This is a genomic window from Paenibacillus sp. TSM33 (assembly GCF_056099025.1).
Genome location: NZ_JBLZXB010000017.1, coordinates 898,233 through 918,874 on the forward strand (window position 1 = coordinate 898,233; position 20,642 = coordinate 918,874).

A 20,642-nucleotide genomic window follows, 5' to 3' on the forward strand; every position below is an offset into this window, starting at 1 on the left:
GCAATATAATCAGTATGATATTTTTTATGAGGAGAGATGATCCTTACCATGGTATAAGAAATGGGAAAAATCAGCATAGCTCCCTTGGAATTGTTGCATATCATGAGCTGCAATACCTACAAAATTCCCTGTAAATCCTCCGGACAAAAAGCTGATATCCTGTATTTCAAAAAGTCGCGTCCAGGAAGGCCCATCTCCTACTCCATAATAAAATTGTGCATGAGAGGCATGAACCTCTACAGCCAAATGTACGGTAAGATCATTCTGAAGCGCAATCACTTGCGGAACTAACGTAAATGAATTAGCTTCACATCGCATCATGCGCAGTACTTTTCCCACTCCCTCTTCATAGCTAACATACGCATATAAATAGTCTTCTTCATTGAGATACAGCATAAGTCCAGCCATTTGCAAATAGCTGGTTGGCTGATACTCCAGTGCTGTTTCTACCCGGAAATGATGATCCGTTTGCCGAATGGCAAGCACGTGATGCTGGAACAGACTTTGTATGGATTCTCCAGCATGGATTCGAAGGTAGCCCGGGCGCTGACTTAATGAACACCAGCTATCGTCTGCCAGGATACGCAATGTGTTCCACGTTTTGTCAAGGGTGGGACCCTCGAAAAAGTCTTCGAAAATATACTTCTGCTGCTCTTGCTGAACCAAGATTGTTCCTTGAGGCGCAGGCACCTCCAATTGGGGTGTATGGCCCCCGGCGGTTAATCGCAGCCAGCCTTCATCATTCCAATATACTTGCTGCAAAGCTGTCTCGCGCCCTAAAATAGCGTATTTCCCCTCCACTGGACGTGTACATAAATGAGCCATATACCATTCTCCGTCCGGTGTTTGCACAAGACTGCCATGTCCTGCGCATTGCAACGGGAAATTCAGCTGATTACGGGACGTAAGCATCGGATTATGCGGGTCCACTTCATACGGGCCGGATATTTGCTTGGAGCGTGCTACGGTAACTGCATGCCCCGTACCCGTTCCGCCTTCCGCTGTAACAAGATAGTAATAACCGTTCTGCCTGTAGATGTGGGGCGCTTCTGTCTTCTTCAATGGAGTGCAATCAAAAATTTTAACAGGCTCGCCAACAAGCTGCTGTTGACCGCTGTCATACTCCTGCATAACGATACCCGATGACTTATTGCTTTCCAACATGCGGTAATCCCATAACGCGTTTAGCAGCCATTTGCGTCCATCCTCATCATGAAATAAAGATGGATCAAATCCACTACTATTCAGATAAACGGGCTCCGACCACGGTCCGTGAATCGTAGGTGCCGTTATCACAAAATTATGAACGTCCTTGAACGGACGCTTGGTGCTTTTCACATCCGTATAGAGCAGATAAAATAGGTTATCCGCATAGCTCAATTGCGGTGCCCAAATGCTGCAATTTTTCGGGTTCCCTCTCAAATCAACCTGGTCAGTCAAAATATCCGTGCAGTGCTCCCAATGAGCCAAATCTTTGGACTGATACACCCGTACTCCAGGCAGCCACTCAAATGATGACACTACAATATAGTAAGTATCTTCGACTCGCGTAATACACGGATCGGGATTAAAGCCTTTTAATATAGGGTTTTGGATCATCATGAGACATCACTTCTCCTTGCTTTCCAAAATGTGACTCCCTCAAAAACCTGCTCCTTGCTCCATGCTTCTGTCCTCGCTTCAAAGCAATCCGCCCACGGAACACGCTGCTTACGTAATAAAGCTATTTCATCAGATCCGCCATACTCCTGATAGCAGACGGTTTTCTCATTCGCGACATTGTCCCAATTGTCCCAGCCGCGCGGGTCGATATGGTCGCCCATTTTACAATCGACAAATACGGTTTTGGCATATTCCCGCCATGGACGGCCCAAAAAAACAGGAGTAATATCAGGCTCTGCGGTTAAATAGCAATGATCGAATACATAGCCGTACGTTTGTCCTTGCGGTGTAGAGGCGGCTGTAACGTAGCTTGTATGGTTCTTATGATGACGCAAACTACGAATCTCGCAATCTTCAAAGTAAGCGGTAGCCCCGCCAAAAATGAAATCTATCGTACCCTCGATGTAACAATGCTGATAAAGCTGGCGATAGTGTGCATGGTGTTCTTTCAAAGGAATTCCACCAAACTTTAATCGTTCTTTGGGTGCAGGAGGCAGAGGGCCTGTAAATAACGTGTCCTGGTACCCTTTAAAGGTGCAGTTTCTAAAGACGGTTTGATCACAATGAGCGTATACCGCAACGGCCTGCCCAATGTGTTCTCCCTGTCCGGCCGTGTTGGAAATGATGAGATTTTCCAAGATCAGATGGCTGCCGCCTATAAATAAAGTCGGTGTCGCAAAGGTTCCTATTTCCTCACCTGCTTCATTCCGCTCCTTGGCATACCGGTCCATACGAATCTCTACCTGCCCGATGCCTATGATATGTAGATTTGAACGGTAAATCCGCACTTCTTCCTCATAGGTACCCGATAAAATAGTTAACGTTTCCATTTCGTTGGAAGGCGATTGCTCCAATACATGAATCGCCTCCTGAATGGTGTGGAAATCACAAAAGGATTCTTTTCCGACTAGCATGGTTACCCCAATCCTTTCATTTGATTTACAAGTGTTCAGCTAAAAATGACTGCCAAGCCGTTCGCATTTCCAATGTCTCCATATGGCCACCGCCCGCAATCACAGGCTGCCAATGTTCAGGGTGACCTGCTTTCTGATAAGCTTCCAATAACCCCTTGGCCAAATGCTCGACTCCTTCTATAGGACACATCCGATCATTTTGACCTGTTATACTCATCCGTGGACGAGGTACGATCCGCTTTTGAATATCCAGCGTGGTGAAATGCTTCAACAAGCCGGGGACATAGGAATAGAAGCCATGATGATCCAATCCCCTTTTGGCGATCAGCGTGTGGGCATCTACCTGTCCGCATATATCAACCGTGACCTGTATCCGTTCATCTAAAGCAGCCATCCACCATGCCATAAGTCCACCCATCGACATGCCGATCGTTGCGATACGGGAAGCATCAATGTCCTCGCGCTGGCACATATAATCTACCAAACGACGGTTATCATACAGCATCATCCCCCACAGCACCTGGCCCTGCCAGAGCATTTCTTTTACCAGCTCGCTCTCGGTTTTGCCCCCACGTTCATTGAAGCCCCACATGTCGATACAGCATACGCAATACCCCATGTCTGTCAGAGCTGTAGCAAACGAGGGCTGCTGTAGGTAAGAACTGCTATGAAGCAGTTCCTTACGTCCATTCGTATAGTTGCCCCCATGCGAATGGTTAAATACGACCAATGGGAACGGACCGTCCCCTTGTAAGGGTGTAGCTACATAAGCGGGTACAAGCTCGATCCCGTTCAAGTCCAGCAGGAGACACTCCAGTCGATAACCCTCCCGCTCTTCTTGATTCAGTAGAGTTGCCGTTATAGGGCGATCTGCCGGAAGGTCTCCCAACAATGCTTGCAACTTATCCACGTTTTATGCTCCTCTCATCCCCTCCTATTTCACAACATTTTGTTCAGAAGGTTGTATCGTTACTTGTTCTATCAGCTTTTCAGGCTGAACTGTATTCTTCGAATGACAACGATTGATTTCAACATCTTCCCCATTTTCAATGTAAAAGGCAGGACCTTCATGATTCTCAATCGTAACTTGTTGAAAACGAATATCCCTCACATTACCTAGATAAAAACCACGGTTGTTCATATCTTCAATCCCTGTCATCATGGCCGGACGACCGGGAATCGCATTTTCAGCCATGGAAATATCTATATTGGAAAATGTAATTTCAGTAATATATTGTTCTGCAAGTCCGTATAAGAAACCAGCCGCCGCATGAACCTGACGTGCCGTGATATCGGAAAAATGGATTCTTCTAAAGCACGGAGTTTCATCAGTAATTGGATAGGGATTTTTATCCCACACATATTTGTCCTTGCCCCGAGGTCCGCAGAAATAATACAGGTTTAGAATAAATGGACAAATGACCTCCTCCATCACAATGTTGCTGATACGAATATCCTCGATGATTCCACCGCGTCCCCGTCTTGATTTCAGACGTATGCCCCGATCCGTTTGCTTGAACACGCAATTGCTGATCGTAACATTACGAATATCTCCGCTCATTTCGCTTCCCAGTACGACAGCACCATGACCATGCACCATTGTACAGTTGGTAATCGTAATATTTTCACAAGGAATCCGCTCATGGGTATCTTCGGTTCCTGCTTTGATCGCAATACAATCATCACCTACATCAATATTGCAGTTGCTAATGCGAACATTGGAACAGGATTCGGGATTAATACCATCCGTATTGGGAGAGTCTGCCGGGTTAAGAATGGACAAATTGTCAATCGTAACGTTATAGCAAGCAATGGGGTTTACAGTCCAACTGGGGGAATTTTTTAACATGAGATCTTTAATGGTCACCCGTTGACAGCGGTCAAAGCTGATTAATTTGGGTCTTGGATACTGCAGCTCTTCAGGGTAATTCCGATGCTTTTCCCACCACGGTTGACCATTTCCGTCCAGTGTTCCGCTGCCTGTAATCGAAATATTCTCAAGGTTCTCTCCATAAATGCACGATGCATGTACTTCCCGCTGAACGCCTTCCCATCTGGATTCTACTACAGGGTAATCTGCCAGTTCCGTACTGAAGGAAAGAATTGCGCCGGGGCTTAAATGCAGCTCAATGTTACTTTTCAGAATAATAGCACCCGTCAGGTATGTTCCAGACGGAACAAAAACGGTTCCTCCCCCAGCATTACTTGCTGCTTCAATGGCAGCCGCAATGGCCTCTGTCGCCATCGTCGTACCATCCTGGACTGCTCCATAATCTACAATGTTATACAATTGCATTTCGTTCTCTCCTGTCTTTATTTTTTGTGAATAAAACGCAGTAGGCGGAATGGTGCTGGACAATGTCAACGATGATAAGCACCATCCGCCTGCGTAGTGGCAATTCATGTACACTAATGTTCAGCCTATATCTTTATTTTTTCGTTTTCTTATACGCTTCTTCATACTCAGTGGTAATTCGTGCTCCGCCTGACTTTTTCCAGTTTTCTACAGCTGCTTTAAATCCGGCTTCATCAAGTTCACCCATAATAAATTTGAAGGAGGCGTCGGTAATAATTTTCTCCAGCTCTGTTCCTTGTTCATTAGCGGTGGCTGAATCCAGCGGCACTGTCGGGTCCAGCACAGCAAATTTATTATTTTCTCGCACTAATTCATTAGCCATTTCCTTTTCTGGATTGGCATCCTTTAAGTTATAGGTCACTTCACTTGGTCTGGAGCTTGAAAATGGCTGAACGTCTGCTTGCCACAAATCAGTATTCGTAATTTTGAAAGAACCATCTTTTTCGATTTTATAATGAGTACCTTCAATACCACCGGTCATGTACATATATACATCTTTGTCAATTAAATCATCTACAAATTGCAGCAGTCTCTTCAACTCAGCTTCCGTCTTTACTTCAGATTTCGGAAATGCCAGCAAGCCTCCTACCCCGCTTCCTTCAGACCATACGTGGTATTGGCCATCTCCATTCGAAATCTTGTTAACCGGTACCAGCTTCAGCCCTTTTTGTAAGCCTTGAGACAAGGTTCGAAGGTTAGAGATATCGATCATGCCTGTATAAATCCCTGCTTTACCTTGTGCAAATTGTTGTTGCTGGTCCGTTTTAGCGGTTACGGCAAAGTCTTTGGAGAGATATCCATTTTTGTATAATTTATTGGAATACTTTAAGGTCTCCATATATTGAGGAGTATCAAATTCCGGCGTAAACTTGCCGTTTTCATCTACTTTCCAGCCATTAGGTGTCCCAAAGTAGGAACTTAACGTTTTGAAGCTGCTATAGCGCAGATCCGATCTGTCCACAAACCCAGTCGTATCATTTTTTCCATTGCCATCTGGATCATCTTCTGTAAACGCTCTCGCAACTTCATACAACTCATCCAGTGTGGTCGGCACCTTCAGCCCTAAGCGATCGAGCCAATCCTGACGAATGACCAGACCCGCCCGAGCCAGATTTTTCTGGAACGGAACACCATACAGTACCCCTTCAATAGAAGCAGCTTCGCGCACTTCAGGCGGGATCTTCTTCAAATTTTCATAATCATCCAAGTATTTGCCTACATCCCAGAATAGTCCTGATTTCAATGAACTACGCACTGATGAATTTGTCATCATCGTCAAAGTCACCATGTCTGCCAATTCACCAGAAGCCAGTGCGGTGGTAATTCTCTCTTCCTTGGAAGCATCCGGCACCCAGTTGAACGTAATTTTGGAATTGGTGTATTCTTCGATTTTGCTTTTAATCGTTTCTGTAGGCGGAGAGGCTGTATGCAATACGTTTAGCCAGGTAAATTCCAGTTTGGATTTGGGATCATAGGTTTGGCTGCCTTGCTCCTCAGTCCCCTTGTCACCACAAGCAGTTAGAAAAACACTCATGACCATAAGTCCGGCAAGAAGACCTGACACTCCCTTTTTCATCGCGGTTCTTTTTTTCATCGTGTTTGCTCCTTTTTCGTTTGTATATTCATGCCATATCTTCCTCTTTCACCAGAACCTCTCGTTCTATTTTGCTGAATACCTGATGCGTCATCCACATCACGAGATAACCGATGATGCTCGCTCCGGCAAAAGTTAGAATTCCTGGGTACAAGCCTAGAATCAATGCATAAAGCACGACAATGGCTACAAAAAGAACAAGTGTATATTGTAAATACGAAAATCCAATTATGATCGACATCTTGATCTTCAGCTTGATGCCTTTCCAATCATAGTGAGCCAGCAACGGAAAAATGTATGCCAAAGAGATCAGATACAAAAAGGCACCCATCAGTGTCACCACACGAACATACCAGGATGAGATGTTGACGATATCCACGTAGAGCACGTAACCCACAAGGCTGTATAGCCCGCCAATGATGGCTGCTTCCTTAAAGCTTTCTTTAAAGTAACGAACAAACGTCGAGAAAATGGCGACTTCCTCATTGCCCCGAATCCACTGCCTTAAAATACTAAGCATAGCAACGGTTGCAGGCCCTACACCTATAAAACCCAAGCCCAGGATGGTTGCAATCGTCCACAGCAAGTTAAGGTAGACCAGGCGTAGCAGGCGCATGCACCATTTGTTCATGTTTTCTACAAAACGTACCATTTTGCATCCTTCCCGTCGTCATTAATAAACGCCGTCCTCACCAAATTTCTTAGCGAGTCGATTGGAGAACATAATCAGAATTAAGCCTACTACGCCTTTAAAAAGTCCTACTGTCGTACTGAAACTTAATTGTCCATTCTTTAAGCCTGCAGTATAAATATAGGTGTCAAAGATTTCGGCAACCTCGCGGTTTAATGAGTTCAATAGCAGATACATATGCTCAAAGCCCAAATCCAGCGTGCTGCCGATTTTCAAAATTAACAAAGTAATAATAACCGGGCGGATCGCTGGCAACGTCACGTGCCATGTCTTTCTCAAACGTCCGGCGCCGTCCATCTCTGCTGCCTCATACAATTGCGTATCCACCACTGTAATTGCAGATAAATAAATGATGGTAGACCAGCCAAGTTCCTTCCAAATCACTTGCCCGATATAGACCGTTCGCAGCCACTGCGGAGATGTCAAGAAGCTGATCTTCTCACCGCCCAGTGCGGCAATCATTTCATTCAGCACACCGCCGTCCACCGTCAGGAATACATAAGAAATCGAAACGATGATGACCCATGACATAAAGTGCGGGATGTAGATAATGGTTTGAATAATGTTTTTGAAAAACATCTTCCTAACCTCATTCAGCATGAGCGCCAATATGATAGGCAATGGAAAAAAGATTACAATATTCAGTGCAAATAAAACCAGCGTATTGCGAAGCAACATAAAAAACGTAGGCTCGGTAAACAAACGAATAAAATGCTTCATTCCTACCCATGGACTGCCTGTAATTCCCTGAAAGGCTTGATAATCCTGAAATGCAATTACCAATCCCCCCATAGGGAAATACTTGAAGATAATGAAGTACACCAATCCGGGTAAAACCATCAGATAGAGCAGCTTGTGTTTCTGCATTCGTAAAAGGCTTTCCGTCGTTCTTTTGTTCTTTTTCATCTTCATCTTCATATTTGGTGCGGGGACACTTGAAACTTTCATTAGTTCGACCTCCTTCAAACGTTCCTGTATACGCTTTCAAGAGTACGTTATTTTCGGCATTCCGCATATAATCATCAAATGATAGCGTTTACAAAAATGAGCTAATAGCCTACTTTATAGCCTCTTCACCTTAGCTAATGATTACTACACAACTTAATGATCATCCTCTTGTTTCCACCCTTAGAGAACACCTCAAGTTATGATTATATACGGAATTCTTTCCTCTTGATAAGGTTTACATGTAAACGATTACAAGGAGGTCACCCACATTGGAACAACCATTACTCAAACCAAAATCACGAAAAAAAGAATCGCTGGGCAGTCGTATTTTCAACATTGTAAACAGTACACTTTTGATTCTCATTGCCCTCACTTGTCTCTTGCCTTTTTTGAATATCATCGCCAGCTCATTTGCTTCAACTGAGGAAGTAGTGGCCAAGAAGTTCATTTTATTCCCTGTAACTTTCTCACTGGATGCTTATCGCTATATCTTATCCACTCCAACGATTTTTAGAGGACTTGGGGTTTCGGTCGGAGTAACGATCGTGGGTACAGTTGTAAGTATGATTTTTACCGCTTTTATGGCTTATGGATTATCCCGAAAATATCTGCTTGGCCGCAATACGATTAACTTCATTGTTGTGTTTTCTATGTTGTTTAGCGGAGGGATGATTCCGACATTCCTCGTTGTCAAAAGCATGGGGCTGATCAATTCTTATTGGTCCTTGATTCTGCCCGTGGCTATTAATGCATTTAACCTGATTATCATGCGTAACTTTTTTCAGGCATTGCCGGACGATTTGGAAGAATCGGCTAAGATGGACGGGTGTAACGATTTTGGTATCTTTTTTAAAATTATGTTGCCATTAGCCCTGCCTTCTATTGCAACCATTTCTTTATTTTACGCTGTTGCCTATTGGAATACGTATATGCACGCCATTCTCTATATCAATGACTCTGCCAAATGGCCAATTCAAGTCTTACTTCGCCAAATTGTTATCGTCTCCAGTGGTATGCAGGCAGAAGGAACTGCGGTAGATGTCATCCCGCCTGCGCAGACGATTAAGATGGCGGTCATTGTTATAGCGACCGTTCCGATGCTAATCGTGTATCCATTTGTGCAAAAGCACTTTGTCAAAGGAGCTTTGTTGGGAGCGGTTAAAGGTTAATTGGCTTGCTTCATCTTTCGATAAGCCCCTGGCGTAACCTGTTCCTTCTTTCGAAAAGAGCGGATAAAGTTTTGCGAATTATGATATTGCAGTCGCTCGGCGATTTCTTTAATCGTCATATCTGTCTCAACGAGCCACTTCTTGCTCATTTGCAAGCGATAGCCCATCAGATATTCACTAAACGTCGTTCCGTATTCTTTTTTGAAAATACTGCTTAAATAATTTGGATTGTAATGCAGTCGATCTCCAATGATTTCTAATGATAATTCATGGTCATATTCAGCACGAATAATCGCGGCAATTTTCTCAGAGAGACAGCGGAATTGCTGGTTGGTCTTCTCCTTCATGCTTTTTACCATGGGGAAAATAACCTGTTCCAACAGCATGCGTTCTATCTCCTCCGGGTTACGGATATCCAGCAAACGATGATACAAGGCATGATTGTCTTGCGTCAGGAGTACTTCAATCCCTAATAGCTGCTCTAATTGGATGAGATTATTGACAAAGCGTACCAGCAGCACTTCAAAGTTCATGGAATGATTGTTCTTTGTCATCATTTCCGCCAATAAAGAGTGCACGGTATGATATACCTGCTCTTCATCCCCTATGCGGATGGCATCGAACAGTTTGGATTCCAATTCCGCAGGATAATGCAGCAGCACCGGACCTGAAATGACCATGGAAATATCCTCATAAAAAATAATCGACTCTTTACCAAGATTTAAACGGTGATGCAATGCTTGCTTGCTCATCTCACAGGCTTCTTTGCTTTCTAATAAGTTATCATATACTGTGCTGATACCGATGCTGATGGATACATTCAAATACTCTTTTACATTCTGAATCAAAAGAGTCGCATGATCCAGCACTTGCTTTCTCATTTCCTGTGCACTCTTACCTGCCAAAATTAATATGGTAGCCTGGGTGTTATCGTTCAAAATGATGGGAAGCATACGCTGCTGCTCTGGAATCGTTTCTTCTACGATTTTGTTAATAGCCAGCAGTAAAACATCTTTATCCGAAGGTTCTCGATCTCCTAGATTATCCAGTTGAACTAGCAAAGTAATATACATTTGATATTCGATCTGCTTGTAGCCCAAGCGTGGCATTTTTCGTGCCAATTCCTCTGCGGAAATACGTTTGCGAAACAGGTTGAGAATCAATTGCGTTTCCAACTGTGGCATTTCGGACTGAATGAGACTTTCCAAGCTTTCCTTCTCCGTTACAATGTTGTCGATGGAATTAATAATCCACTCAATTTCATTTTTAGAAGGTTCATTTTTGATAGCGAAATTAGGATTTTTCGGCAAGCTGCGTTTTATTTGCTGAAATGGCTTGGTAAAGTAAATGGCAATGATGTAGGCCACCACCACCATTAAAAGCGTTAATACAAGGCCCATCATGATAATCCCGAATTTGGTCGTTTGAAACGCGTTTGCAATCTCTTTTTTATCTAATACCGTTAAGTAAGTCCAATTGTTGTAAGCAGATTTAGCATAAATGATTTGCCGTGCTGGCTGATGCTCCGTTTTCTCCAATGTCAGCATGCCCGTGTTGTTTGATTTAGCAGTAACCTCTGAAATGTGCTGAAGCTGCTGAGTAGACAATAAGGGAGTAGCAGGCTCAGTTTCGTACATTAAGTCGCCTTTGTTATTCAAAATAAACACAGGCATATGATCCTCTGTTTGAATGGTATGACTTAACGTCTGCGACGAAATATCAGACAGTGCAATGGACTGCTTCTTTTTGGAAAACACAGGCAAGGTATTCACAAAACGGATTCCTTTATCTGTTTTAATCCAGAATAGTCCCTTATCCTGGTGGTCGATATAGGTACTAATCAGCTTTTCTCGTTCCGATTTCGTTAAATAAGACAGGCTTCCATTGGAAATTCTCCAATTCTGATTTAGACTGATCAGTGAATATTCCGTTCCTTCTAATCCCATCGTAGCAATATAGTTGAGCTGGGTATTCACATTCCGATACGCTACAAAATCTTTTTCTGTAATGGGATTTTTGACAACTTCATTAAAGGAACTGGTCGTGCTATACGTATTAAAAGCGTATTCAATCGTTTGGATTTTCTGTTCTAGGCTATTTCTCATCTGCGCCATGTAGCTTTGCTTGGTATTGGAAACTCTCTCCACAACGGAGCTAATTGTTGTAAAATAGATGTAGCTGCCAAAGCTGGCCACCAATCCTATTCCCAAAACCAGAATCGTAATAAAAATAGTGTAGAACATTCTTCCTTTTTTCATTGCGCTCCCCCTTTGGTTCTTGGTATCACACCAAATTATAGCGCTTTCATAACAAGGTTTAAATCATTTTTTTTACGTGTGCATTATTTTTTACATCCGTATCATTCCAATTTAAGTTGATTTTATTTGGTTTGCGGCAGTTAAAAAGAAATTTGGAGGTCTCTTATGTTACATGTCGTTAGTTCTAAAGAACAGATTGTAAAAGAAGAATTTCCGTTAGACACTTCCTTTCTCTCCCTCTATCTCGTAGTAGCTAGTGAAGCTCGTCCTTTTGTATTGGTGTTACCTGGCGGTGGCTACGAGCATTTGGCCTCACATGAAGGAGAGCCAATCGCCCGGTGGTTAAATGATCTAGGTATTCATGCGGGTGTGCTGGAGTATCAGGTCGGCGATTTCGAGGTTACCTCCTTGCTGGAGGATGTACAACATGCCCTGCAATGGGTTCGCCAAACACCGCATGACTGGCTAGTGTTCCCTGATCAAGTGGGTCTCATCGGTTTTTCAGCAGGCGGTCACCTGGCCTCCATTGTGTCCACGATTGGAGCGGAAAAGCCAAATCTTCTGATGTTGGGATACCCTGTCATTTCATTTCATGAGCCTTATACGCATATTGGAAGCCGTACGCATTTTTTAGGTGAACAGCCGGCCCCGGAGCAGCTTCAAGCCTTTTCATCCGATCGGCAAGTGACCGCACAGACACCTCCGACTTTTATGTGGACAACGGCCAATGATGGCGCTGTACCGGTAGAAAATAGCCTGTTATTCGCTTTCTCATTATCCAGAGAGCGTATTCCGTTTGAACTGCATGTATTTGAGGAAGGACGACATGGATTGGGACTGTCTGAGGACAACCTTGAATGCAGGCAATGGCTCGACCTGGCGGAAAAATGGTTACAAAAACATGGATATGCGCAGGCAAGACAGCAAATGACAACTCGACTGTTTATCGCAGGGGACTCTACTGCAGCTCAAAAAGGAGCAACCGAAAAACCGATGACAGGCTGGGGCGAACATTTGCAAGCTCATTTGGACTCTACTGTTCATGTGGACAATCGTGCCGTCAACGGACGAAGCACCAAATCTTTTATAGCAGAAGGGCGATTAGCTGATATTGAAAAAGATATTCAAGCTGGCGATTATCTGTTTATTCAATTTGGACACAATGATGAGAAAAAAGAAGATCCCATGCGCTACACCGATCCTGATGGAGAGTACCGTCTAAACTTAATTCAATACATTCAGTCCGCTCGGGAACGTGGCGGAATTCCAGTGCTATTGACCTCGGTCAGCCGCCGCCGCTTTACCGCAAACGGTGAACCTGACCCGCTGGCCGTAGGTGCCTATCCTGCTGCCATGAGACAAGTAGCCATGGAAACTCAGACGCCGCTGCTCGATATTTTCGAAGCATCACAGCAGCTTTATCGTTCCATGGGTGAAAAAGAGTCCCAGCTTCTATTTATGCATTTGCCTGAAAAAACGCACCCTAATTACCCAGCTGGTGTAGCAGATAATACCCATTTTTCTGACGAAGGAGCAAGGCAAATTGCCCAGCTGGTAGCAGAAGCGATTCGTCAAAATACGGAGCTGTCTGCATTAGAACAACGCATGGTCGAAAGAAATCTAGATAGTAGCAAGAAGCTTGCACATCAACTTGTCAACTGATATCAAGTGCCAAACATGCACATACGAAAAACGGATCTCGGGCGAATCACTCCGACGTCCGTTTTTATTTTGTGTTGTGCAAAGATGGCCTAGCTATAGAGAATAGCTCAAAAATACAGTATATTAAATAAATTTCTTTAATTGTCATATTTTAATTATTTTGTATCTTATAGGACTTTAGAATTGTTTTATTGTATTATTTTGACAACATTTGTCGAATGAAGTGAAAGCAACCATTTTACATGGTATATTTTAGGAGCTCATATCATACATAAGGAGGATTTTTTTATGAATACTAAGAAAATATTATTATCAACAGCTATGTCTTTGGGACTCATTGGGAGTATTATTGTCCCTAGTGCGTCCGCAGCAGTAGGCCCTTCTCCAGAAATTACATCTGTTGTACAAGTAAACGGAGTATACTACAGAACGGCTACATTGCCACGTAATTATTCCTATGCGTTGTCAAATTACCCTGGGGATACTTATAAAGTGGCCAGCGGAAATGTCACCGTTTCTGCTTCCGGCGTGGTAACCACCACCACTGCAACGAATGCAAGAGTTGAGATTTACGCCGGTAACGGTAAATTGAGAATGGTGTATACCGTTAAGGTAAACTAACTATTTAGCTGACAAAGGTCTTGGCACACTTGTTCAATGATTAGCAAGAATATAATTGCATTTTCTGAAAAGTCCCCTGCCGTTATAGCAGGGGATTTCAATTTATTTAGAGTATTCACTTACTTCAAATGTTAGAATCTTATCAAAGATTACATAATCTTTCCGACTGCTGAATGGACCTTTGTTGTTATTGTGTTTATCGATTTTATAATATGATTGACCACGGCCGGCATCTTTTGCATCATACCACGCTATAAAGTTGTTAACTTCTTTCATACTTAAATCAAATTCCTTCTCAAAGCCATTTGTCATAGTTACTACAAGAATTGCTCGATCACCTGTCGGTTGAGCTGGCTCAGATGGTTCAGGATTAGGTTGAGATGGATTTTCTGTATCGGAATCTGTTTGCTTTTCTCCTTGTGGAGTAGCTGATACCTCTTTAGAAAATTCACTTTCGCCATTATTACTTACTGCTGTAACTACGTAATAGTATGTTGTTCCATTGACCACAGATGTATCAGAATACGATGGAGTTTTGACGTTGGAAGCAATTGTATCATACGGTCCTGCAGAAGTAGTGCTTCGTTTTATAGTATATTCTGTTTTATCGGGGCTTGCTGTCCAGCTTAAATCTACCTTGGCGTCTTCTGCCTTTGCAGATAGATTTGAAGGAGCACTGATTTTAGGATTTACTAAATATCCAGTCTCGTTGATATCTAAAGCATCAAATTCGAACAGATTATAAACGTTTGAGTTGCTTGCACTTACTTCTACGGAATGTAATTTATTTTCTAAGTTCCTTTTTTCAAATAAAAGGGTAGTCACTTGTGCTTGACCATTTGCTGAGTAACTATAATTCACACCATCAATATTTACTTGAATAGATGTTTGTCTATCTCCGCCTCTATAACTAATTAATCTTAGATCCGTACCCCAAAATTGAAATTTAACAGTATGTAGAGATGAATTAAGTGTAAACTTTTCACTTCCTCCAGAATAGCTTCCCGCAGTTGGCGTTTGCCATCCATTTCCTTCAAAGATGAAACCAGGTGCAAGTTCTTCATATCGTTGCCACCCACTCTCTGGAGTAGGTAATGCCTGACCAACTGATGCTGCTGCATACGTTCTTAAATTTGAAAATACGATTAGTAAAAACAATGATGCGCTGAACAATATAAAAGTTTTCTTAATGAGATTCTTTTTCATAAATATTCCCCCAGTAATCTATCTCTTGTACAGACACTAAGGTAACATGTTCTTCAAAAATTATCTAAACATAAACTTACTGACTTATAAATATTATCCATATATTAGAATAAATATTTTTTATTGGATACTAATAACGATAAGACTCAGTAAAATAGGAAACAGTTTTAATAACCTACATAAGCTAGAACAAAGTTACATAGGGTCTCGGTCTCTATAAAGAAAGCAACATGACTAAAATGTAAGCAATTAAGTTTAGGCAACTACTCTCCATCTCTTATAGTACAGAAAAAAAGACGACAAAAAAACCCTTGCTTAGCAAGGGTTTTTGAGGAAATGGGCCCTGAGGGACTCGAACCCCCGACCAATCGGTTATGAGCCGACCGCTCTAACCAACTGAGCTAAGGGCCCTCAAAAAAACATGTATATTCACGTTACATATCCGTAACAGCAACGTTAATTAATATACAACATTTTCTTGTGTTTCGTCAATAGTTTTTATAAATTTCTTTTTAAAAATTATTTTTGTACACCTATGGAATAAATCGGACACCATAACGACCTTTGCGCGAGCGGTACACCTCCACTGCGCGGGGATCATTGTAGCCATACATCCAGCCGTCATGCTCAAGCCTTTTTGCCAAACATCCTGCCTGAAATTTAGTCGTGTACAGTCTGCCATAGTAAACCCAATACATCCGAACTCCCTCTTTTCACATGATGGTAGGAGTTAGTGTAACCGGATCGAATTCGATTTACACAGCTTGATTTCTAACAATCTGGACTGGATGGCAATGAGTCTGTGGCGCACTACTTATTGGCTCCGTTGTCTCTCTAATACTCAGCCTTATTTGCCAAAAGAAGCCGGGTCCTGACGCCAGGAACGCAGCAGTTCCATCTCTTCCTCCTGAATGGTTCCTTCACGCAAGGCAACCTCCATCAAGGCGGTGTAATTAGACAAGGTTTGCAGCTTCACACCTGCTTCTTCAAAAGCTTGAGTGGCTTTGTCCAGCTGGTAGCTGAAAATAGCCAGTACAGCTAACGGCTGAGCGCCTGCTTGCTCTACGGCCTGTGCTGCTTTAATGGAGCTTCCCCCGGTAGAGATGAGGTCTTCGATAACCATAACCTTTTGTCCGGCGCTGATGCGGCCTTCGATTTGATTCTCTTTCCCGTGTCCTTTAGCTTTGTCTCTGACATAAGCCATTGGCAGATTTAGCTTTTGTGCCACCCAGGCGGCATGAGGAATCCCTGCTGTGGCTGTACCAGCAATGACCTCGGTTTCAGGGTATTGTTCACGGATGAGAGCCGCAAAAGAATCTGCGATTAGTTCACGCACCTCTGGGTAAGACATGGTCAGGCGATTGTCACAGTAGATAGGGGATTTAATACCGGATGTCCATGTGAAAGGCTGCTGTGGGCGCAATGCCACTGCCTGAATGCGTAACAGATGGGATGCAATTTGCTCTGGGATATTGTTTAGTGTAGTCATACTTGTATCATCTCCTCAATAATATGTTTCGCTGCGGCGCGTGGGTCTGATGCTGCCGTGATCGGCCGTCCAACGACAATGTAGCTGCTACCTTGGGCAATGGCTTGTCCAGGTGTTAGCACACGCGACTGATCACCTGTAGCGCTGCCTGCCGGACGTATGCCAGGGGTTATAGTTTTAAAGTCAGATCCGCATACCGCACGAATCGCAGGCACTTCTAATGGGGATGCGACCACACCGTCCAGTCCAGCCTCACGCGTCAATTGTGCATAACGAACGACAGCATCCTGGACTGTGCCAGGAATGCCTAACTCCGTATTCATAGTCGTTTGATCCGTGCTGGTCAGCTGTGTAACTGCAATAATTAGCGGCATGGCAAGTGAGCTGTCTGCTGAAATCGCTGCTTCAGCTCCGGCTCTGGCGGCCGACATCATACTGCGGCCTCCAGCAGCGTGTACGTTAAACATATCCACCCCTAGACGGGTAATGCTCTCTGCCCCTCCCCGTACCGTGTTAGGGATATCATGCATTTTCAAATCCAGAAATACGGAGTATCCTCTTGATTTTAATTGTTCTACAAAAGCTGGCCCTGCGCTATAAAACAACTGCATACCCACTTTTATATAACAAGGAATTCCCTCCAGCTGCCGAATTAACTGCTCTGCTTGTTGTGCATCCGGGTAATCTAGCGCAACCATCAGCCGTCCTGCCATCTGCTGAAATGCTTCGTTCACCGTTCTACCGCCCCTTTTCACATCAATTCGGGTATATTTGCCCGTGATAAAGGACATCCGTCAGCAAAAGCTGATGAATGTCCTTCCCATTACCACTTATTACGCTCATCTTCATAACTCATTAGTTGCTCAGAACTGGCATCGATTCGGATGTGAAGTTAATCGTCTCCAGCATTTTTAACAGGGCACGCACTGTATCCAGCGAGGTCATGCAGACAATGCCGTTTTCAACTGCTTCGCGGCGGATGCGGAATCCGTCACGCTCTGGCGTTTTGCCTTTGGTCAGCGTGTTGAAGACGAAGTTGGCTTCACCTGTGCGGATCATATCTAGAATATTCGGATTGCCCTCACTTAGCTTGTTAACAGTGTTCACTGGAATGTTAGCCTGTTCCAAGGCTGCTGCCGTTCCACCTGTAGCAATAATTTTGTAGCCTAATCTATAAAAGCCCTGCATCAGCTCGACAGCTTCTTCTTTATCCTTATCCGCTACCGTGATGATGATCGCCCCAGTAGATGGAATTTTCATACCTGCGCCTACGAGTCCTTTGTACAATGCTTTCGCATACTGGATATCGCGTCCCATAACTTCACCTGTAGATTTCATTTCAGGCCCCAGTGTCGGTTCTACACGACGCAGCTTGGCAAAGGAGAATACAGGAACCTTAACCGAGACATAATTACTTTCAGGCCATAGCCCTTCTGTATAGCCTGCATCTTTGAGCTTACCGCCCAAAATGGCCTGTGTCGCCAGGTTCGCCATCGGAATATTCGTTACTTTACTCAGGAAAGGAACCGTCCGTGAGGAACGAGGGTTAACCTCGATGACATACACCTCATCTTGATGAATGACAAACTGAATGTTTACCAGACCAATCGTTTTCAATTCCTTGGCGATGCTGATCGTAATGTCCACGACTTTTTGCTTCAGCTCGTCAGACAAGTGTTGTGGCGGATATACTGCGATCGAGTCACCTGAGTGAACCCCTGCCCGTTCCACATGTTCCATAATCCCTGGTACCAGGACCGTTTCGCCGTCACAGATGGCGTCAACCTCAACTTCTTTGCCCAGCATATAACGGTCGATGAGCACAGGATGTTCCGGATTGATTTTAACCGCTTCTTCCATATACCGCAGCAATTCCGTATCCGAGTACACAATTTCCATAGCGCGTCCGCCCAGGACGTAGGATGGACGTACCAGAACTGGGTACCCCAATGATTGGGCAGTTCCTACCGCTTCATCTACCGACGTGACCGTATTGCCTTTAGGCTGGGCGATAGCAAGGCGAGACAGCAGCTGTTCGAACTTTTTCCGGTCTTCTGCTTCATCGATACTTTCCAGACTCGTACCCAAAATATTTACGCCTGCCGCACTAAGTGGAGCTGCGAGGTTAATTGCCGTTTGGCCGCCGAACTGGACGATGACACCAATCGGTTTTTCCTGTTCGATGACATTCATTACATCCTCGAAGAAAAGTGGCTCAAAGTAGAGACGGTCAGACGTGTTGAAGTCTGTAGAGACGGTCTCTGGATTGTTATTAATAATTACCGCTTCGTAACCTGCTTTTTGAATAGCCCATACCGCATGTACGGTGGAGTAGTCAAATTCAATCCCTTGACCGATCCGAATCGGTCCTGAGCCGAGTACGATGACTTTCTCTTTGTTAGATGGAATCACTTCGTTTTCCACCTCATAAGAGGAGTAGTAGTACGGAGTTGTGGCTTCAAACTCGGCCGCACACGTATCTACCATTTTGTAGACAGGACGCAGGTTTTGATTTAGACGGAATTCACGAACCTCGGGTTCGGTTGTCATACTCTTGCGTTGACCCATACTGCGAATCTCAGCAATGGAGCGGTCAGTAAATCCTTTTCGTTTGGCCTGATAGAGTGTTTCATAAGTCAACTCAGACTCTTCTGCGATAGTGGATTCAAATTTGACAATTCCCTCTACCTTGTCGAGGAACCACCAATCAATTTTAGTTATATCCTGAATATCTTGTTGCTTCCAGCCGCGACGGAATGCCTCGGCTACCAAGAACAAGCGTTCGTCATCTGCTTTACTCAGACGATCCTTAAGCACCTCATCAGATAGTTGATCGGCACCCTTTAGATGCAGGCGATGTACACCAATTTCCAGAGAACGAACCGCTTTATGGATTGACTCTTCAAATGTACGTCCGATGGCCATGACTTCACCGGTTGCTTTCATTTGTGTGCCAAGTTTGCGGTTGGCAGAAATGAACTTGTCAAATGGCCAGCGTGGTATTTTACTCACGATGTAATCCAATGTCGGCTCAAAGCAAGCATACGTTTGTCCCGTTACCGGATTCACAATTTCATCCAGTGTGTAGCCTAGTGCAATTTTGGCCGCCATTTTGGCAATCGGATATCCGGTCGCCTTGGAAGCCAGTGCCGAGGAACGACTCACCCGTGGGTTGACCTCAATCACGTAGTATTGATAGCTGTGCGGATCCAGTGCAAACTGTACATTACAGCCGCCTTCGATATTGAGGGCGCGGATAATTTTGAGAGAAGCGGAGCGCAGCATCTGATACTCACGATCTGACAGCGTCTGGCTCGGCGCTACGACGATACTGTCACCAGTGTGCACGCCGACCGGATCGAAGTTTTCCATATTGCAGACCACGATACAGTTGTCATTACCGTCACGCATGACTTCATATTCGACTTCCTTCATACCTGCGATACTTTTTTCCACTAAGCATTGTCCGATTGGACTGTAACGCAAGCCAGAGCTTACTGTTTCACGCAATTCTTCTTCTGTGGCGCAGATCCCACCGCCTGTACCTCCCAGCGTATAAGCCGGGCGAACGATAATGGGATAACCGATTTCGTTAGCAAATTCCAGCGATTCTTCCAATGTCGTTACAATTACACTCTCCGGCACGGGCTGTTCCAACTCACGCATCAGGTCGCGGAACAAGTCCCGGTCTTCGGCTTTTTCAATTGAATTCAGTTGAGTTCCCAGCAGCTTAACGTTTTCGCGCTCCAACACCCCTGCGCGAGCCAGTTCCACTGCCATATTCAGACCTGTCTGTCCTCCCAGTGTAGGAAGTAGACCATCTGGACGCTCCTGACGGATAATCTGTGTTACAAAATCCAGTGTAATCGGCTCGATATATACTTTGTCTGCCATATTGGTGTCTGTCATGATGGTTGCCGGGTTACTGTTAATCAGTACTACCTCGACGCCTTCTTCTTTGAGCGCTTGACAAGCTTGTGTACCAGCGTAATCGAATTCTGCTGCCTGACCAATAACGATAGGGCCGGAACCGATCACGAGTATTTTTTTAAGTTCTGTATTTTTCGGCATA

The 20,642-nt window shown here is 44.1% G+C and carries 16 protein-coding genes and 1 tRNA gene; 3 read left to right on the forward strand and 14 right to left on the reverse strand.

Features of this window, described 5'->3' with window-relative positions; genetic code table 11:
* Positions 1–24: 24 nt before the first annotated feature.
* From ACN6NF_RS15940 to ACN6NF_RS15970, 7 genes are all read right to left on the reverse strand, one after another.
* A complete protein-coding gene (locus ACN6NF_RS15940; RefSeq protein ID WP_474318552.1) occupies positions 25–1,602 on the reverse strand; it encodes a glycoside hydrolase family 43 protein in 1,578 nt (525 codons plus the stop codon).
* Complete coding sequence (locus tag ACN6NF_RS15945) at positions 1,599–2,576, reverse strand: pectinesterase family protein (RefSeq protein ID WP_474318553.1); 978 nt, start codon at positions 2,574–2,576, stop codon at positions 1,599–1,601. Before ACN6NF_RS15945 ends, ACN6NF_RS15940 begins: the two co-directional genes overlap by 4 nt.
* Before the next feature lie 25 nt (positions 2,577–2,601).
* Positions 2,602–3,486: a dienelactone hydrolase family protein gene (locus ACN6NF_RS15950; RefSeq protein ID WP_474318554.1), complete on the reverse strand. Its 885-nt coding sequence runs from the start codon at positions 3,484–3,486 to the stop codon at positions 2,602–2,604.
* A gap of 24 nt (positions 3,487–3,510) precedes the next feature.
* Positions 3,511–4,872: a glycoside hydrolase family 28 protein gene (locus ACN6NF_RS15955; RefSeq protein ID WP_474318555.1), complete on the reverse strand. Its 1,362-nt coding sequence runs from the start codon at positions 4,870–4,872 to the stop codon at positions 3,511–3,513.
* A 133-nt stretch (positions 4,873–5,005) separates the two neighbouring features.
* Complete coding sequence (locus ACN6NF_RS15960; protein WP_474318556.1) at positions 5,006–6,526, reverse strand: extracellular solute-binding protein; 1,521 nt, start codon at positions 6,524–6,526, stop codon at positions 5,006–5,008.
* A 28-nt stretch (positions 6,527–6,554) separates the two neighbouring features.
* Complete coding sequence (locus ACN6NF_RS15965; RefSeq protein WP_474318557.1) at positions 6,555–7,178, reverse strand: YesL family protein; 624 nt, start codon at positions 7,176–7,178, stop codon at positions 6,555–6,557.
* A 21-nt stretch (positions 7,179–7,199) separates the two neighbouring features.
* Positions 7,200–8,165, reverse strand: a complete 966-nt coding sequence (locus ACN6NF_RS15970) for an ABC transporter permease (protein WP_430185114.1) — start codon at positions 8,163–8,165, stop codon at positions 7,200–7,202.
* Between the two features lie 269 nt (positions 8,166–8,434).
* Between ACN6NF_RS15970 and ACN6NF_RS15975 the strand changes: the two genes are divergently transcribed.
* Entirely contained in the window at positions 8,435–9,334 is a 900-nt protein-coding gene (locus ACN6NF_RS15975) for a carbohydrate ABC transporter permease (RefSeq protein ID WP_474318558.1), read from the forward strand.
* On the opposite strand, the gene ACN6NF_RS15980 is transcribed toward ACN6NF_RS15975, so the two are convergent.
* Positions 9,331–11,592 (reverse strand): helix-turn-helix transcriptional regulator, encoded by a 2,262-nt coding sequence (locus ACN6NF_RS15980; protein ID WP_474318559.1) that lies wholly within the window; start codon positions 11,590–11,592, stop codon positions 9,331–9,333. The genes ACN6NF_RS15975 and ACN6NF_RS15980 overlap by 4 nt on opposite strands.
* A 165-nt stretch (positions 11,593–11,757) precedes the next feature.
* Between ACN6NF_RS15980 and ACN6NF_RS15985 the strand changes: the two genes are divergently transcribed.
* A complete protein-coding gene (locus ACN6NF_RS15985; protein WP_474318560.1) occupies positions 11,758–13,254 on the forward strand; it encodes a GDSL-type esterase/lipase family protein in 1,497 nt (498 codons plus the stop codon).
* A 288-nt stretch (positions 13,255–13,542) separates the two neighbouring features.
* On the forward strand, positions 13,543–13,875 hold the full coding sequence (locus ACN6NF_RS15990) for a hypothetical protein (RefSeq protein WP_474318561.1): 333 nt from the start codon (positions 13,543–13,545) through the stop codon (positions 13,873–13,875).
* Positions 13,876–13,977: 102 nt separating this feature from the next.
* On the opposite strand, the gene ACN6NF_RS15995 is transcribed toward ACN6NF_RS15990, so the two are convergent.
* From ACN6NF_RS15995 to carB, 6 genes are all read right to left on the reverse strand, one after another.
* Positions 13,978–15,081: a fibronectin type III domain-containing protein gene (locus ACN6NF_RS15995; protein WP_474318562.1), complete on the reverse strand. Its 1,104-nt coding sequence runs from the start codon at positions 15,079–15,081 to the stop codon at positions 13,978–13,980.
* 337 nt (positions 15,082–15,418) lie between these two features.
* Positions 15,419–15,492 (reverse strand) — tRNA-Ile (locus tag ACN6NF_RS16000).
* A 122-nt stretch (positions 15,493–15,614) separates the two neighbouring features.
* Positions 15,615–15,779 (reverse strand): hypothetical protein, encoded by a 165-nt coding sequence (locus tag ACN6NF_RS16005; protein ID WP_010345444.1) that lies wholly within the window; start codon positions 15,777–15,779, stop codon positions 15,615–15,617.
* A gap of 149 nt (positions 15,780–15,928) precedes the next feature.
* A complete protein-coding gene (gene pyrE / locus ACN6NF_RS16010; RefSeq protein WP_040103340.1) occupies positions 15,929–16,570 on the reverse strand; it encodes an orotate phosphoribosyltransferase in 642 nt (213 codons plus the stop codon).
* Positions 16,567–17,361, reverse strand: a complete 795-nt coding sequence (gene pyrF / locus ACN6NF_RS16015; protein ID WP_474318563.1) for an orotidine-5'-phosphate decarboxylase — start codon at positions 17,359–17,361, stop codon at positions 16,567–16,569. The genes pyrE and pyrF overlap by 4 nt, the downstream gene beginning before the upstream one ends.
* Positions 17,362–17,425: 64 nt before the next feature.
* Complete coding sequence (gene carB / locus ACN6NF_RS16020; RefSeq protein WP_474318565.1) at positions 17,426–20,641, reverse strand: carbamoyl-phosphate synthase large subunit; 3,216 nt, start codon at positions 20,639–20,641, stop codon at positions 17,426–17,428.
* Between the last annotated feature and the right edge of the window lies 1 nt (position 20,642).

Coding starts and splice junctions, on each gene's coding strand:
- ACN6NF_RS15940 (WP_474318552.1), bottom strand. CDS start 1,602: ATGATGATCCAAAACCCTATATTAAAAGGCTTTAATCCCGATCCGTGT.
- ACN6NF_RS15945 (WP_474318553.1), bottom strand. CDS start 2,576: ATGCTAGTCGGAAAAGAATCCTTTTGTGATTTCCACACCATTCAGGAG.
- ACN6NF_RS15955 (WP_474318555.1), bottom strand. CDS start 4,872: ATGCAATTGTATAACATTGTAGATTATGGAGCAGTCCAGGATGGTACG.
- ACN6NF_RS15960 (WP_474318556.1), bottom strand. CDS start 6,526: ATGAAAAAAAGAACCGCGATGAAAAAGGGAGTGTCAGGTCTTCTTGCC.
- ACN6NF_RS15965 (WP_474318557.1), bottom strand. CDS start 7,178: ATGGTACGTTTTGTAGAAAACATGAACAAATGGTGCATGCGCCTGCTA.
- ACN6NF_RS15970 (WP_430185114.1), bottom strand. CDS start 8,165: ATGAAAGTTTCAAGTGTCCCCGCACCAAATATGAAGATGAAGATGAAA.
- ACN6NF_RS15980 (WP_474318559.1), bottom strand. CDS start 11,592: ATGAAAAAAGGAAGAATGTTCTACACTATTTTTATTACGATTCTGGTT.
- ACN6NF_RS15985 (WP_474318560.1), top strand. CDS start 11,758: ATGTTACATGTCGTTAGTTCTAAAGAACAGATTGTAAAAGAAGAATTT.
- ACN6NF_RS15990 (WP_474318561.1), top strand. CDS start 13,543: ATGAATACTAAGAAAATATTATTATCAACAGCTATGTCTTTGGGACTC.
- ACN6NF_RS15995 (WP_474318562.1), bottom strand. CDS start 15,081: ATGAAAAAGAATCTCATTAAGAAAACTTTTATATTGTTCAGCGCATCA.
- ACN6NF_RS16005 (WP_010345444.1), bottom strand. CDS start 15,779: ATGTATTGGGTTTACTATGGCAGACTGTACACGACTAAATTTCAGGCA.
- pyrE (WP_040103340.1), bottom strand. CDS start 16,570: ATGACTACACTAAACAATATCCCAGAGCAAATTGCATCCCATCTGTTA.
- pyrF (WP_474318563.1), bottom strand. CDS start 17,361: ATGTCCTTTATCACGGGCAAATATACCCGAATTGATGTGAAAAGGGGC.
- carB (WP_474318565.1), bottom strand. CDS start 20,641: ATGCCGAAAAATACAGAACTTAAAAAAATACTCGTGATCGGTTCCGGC.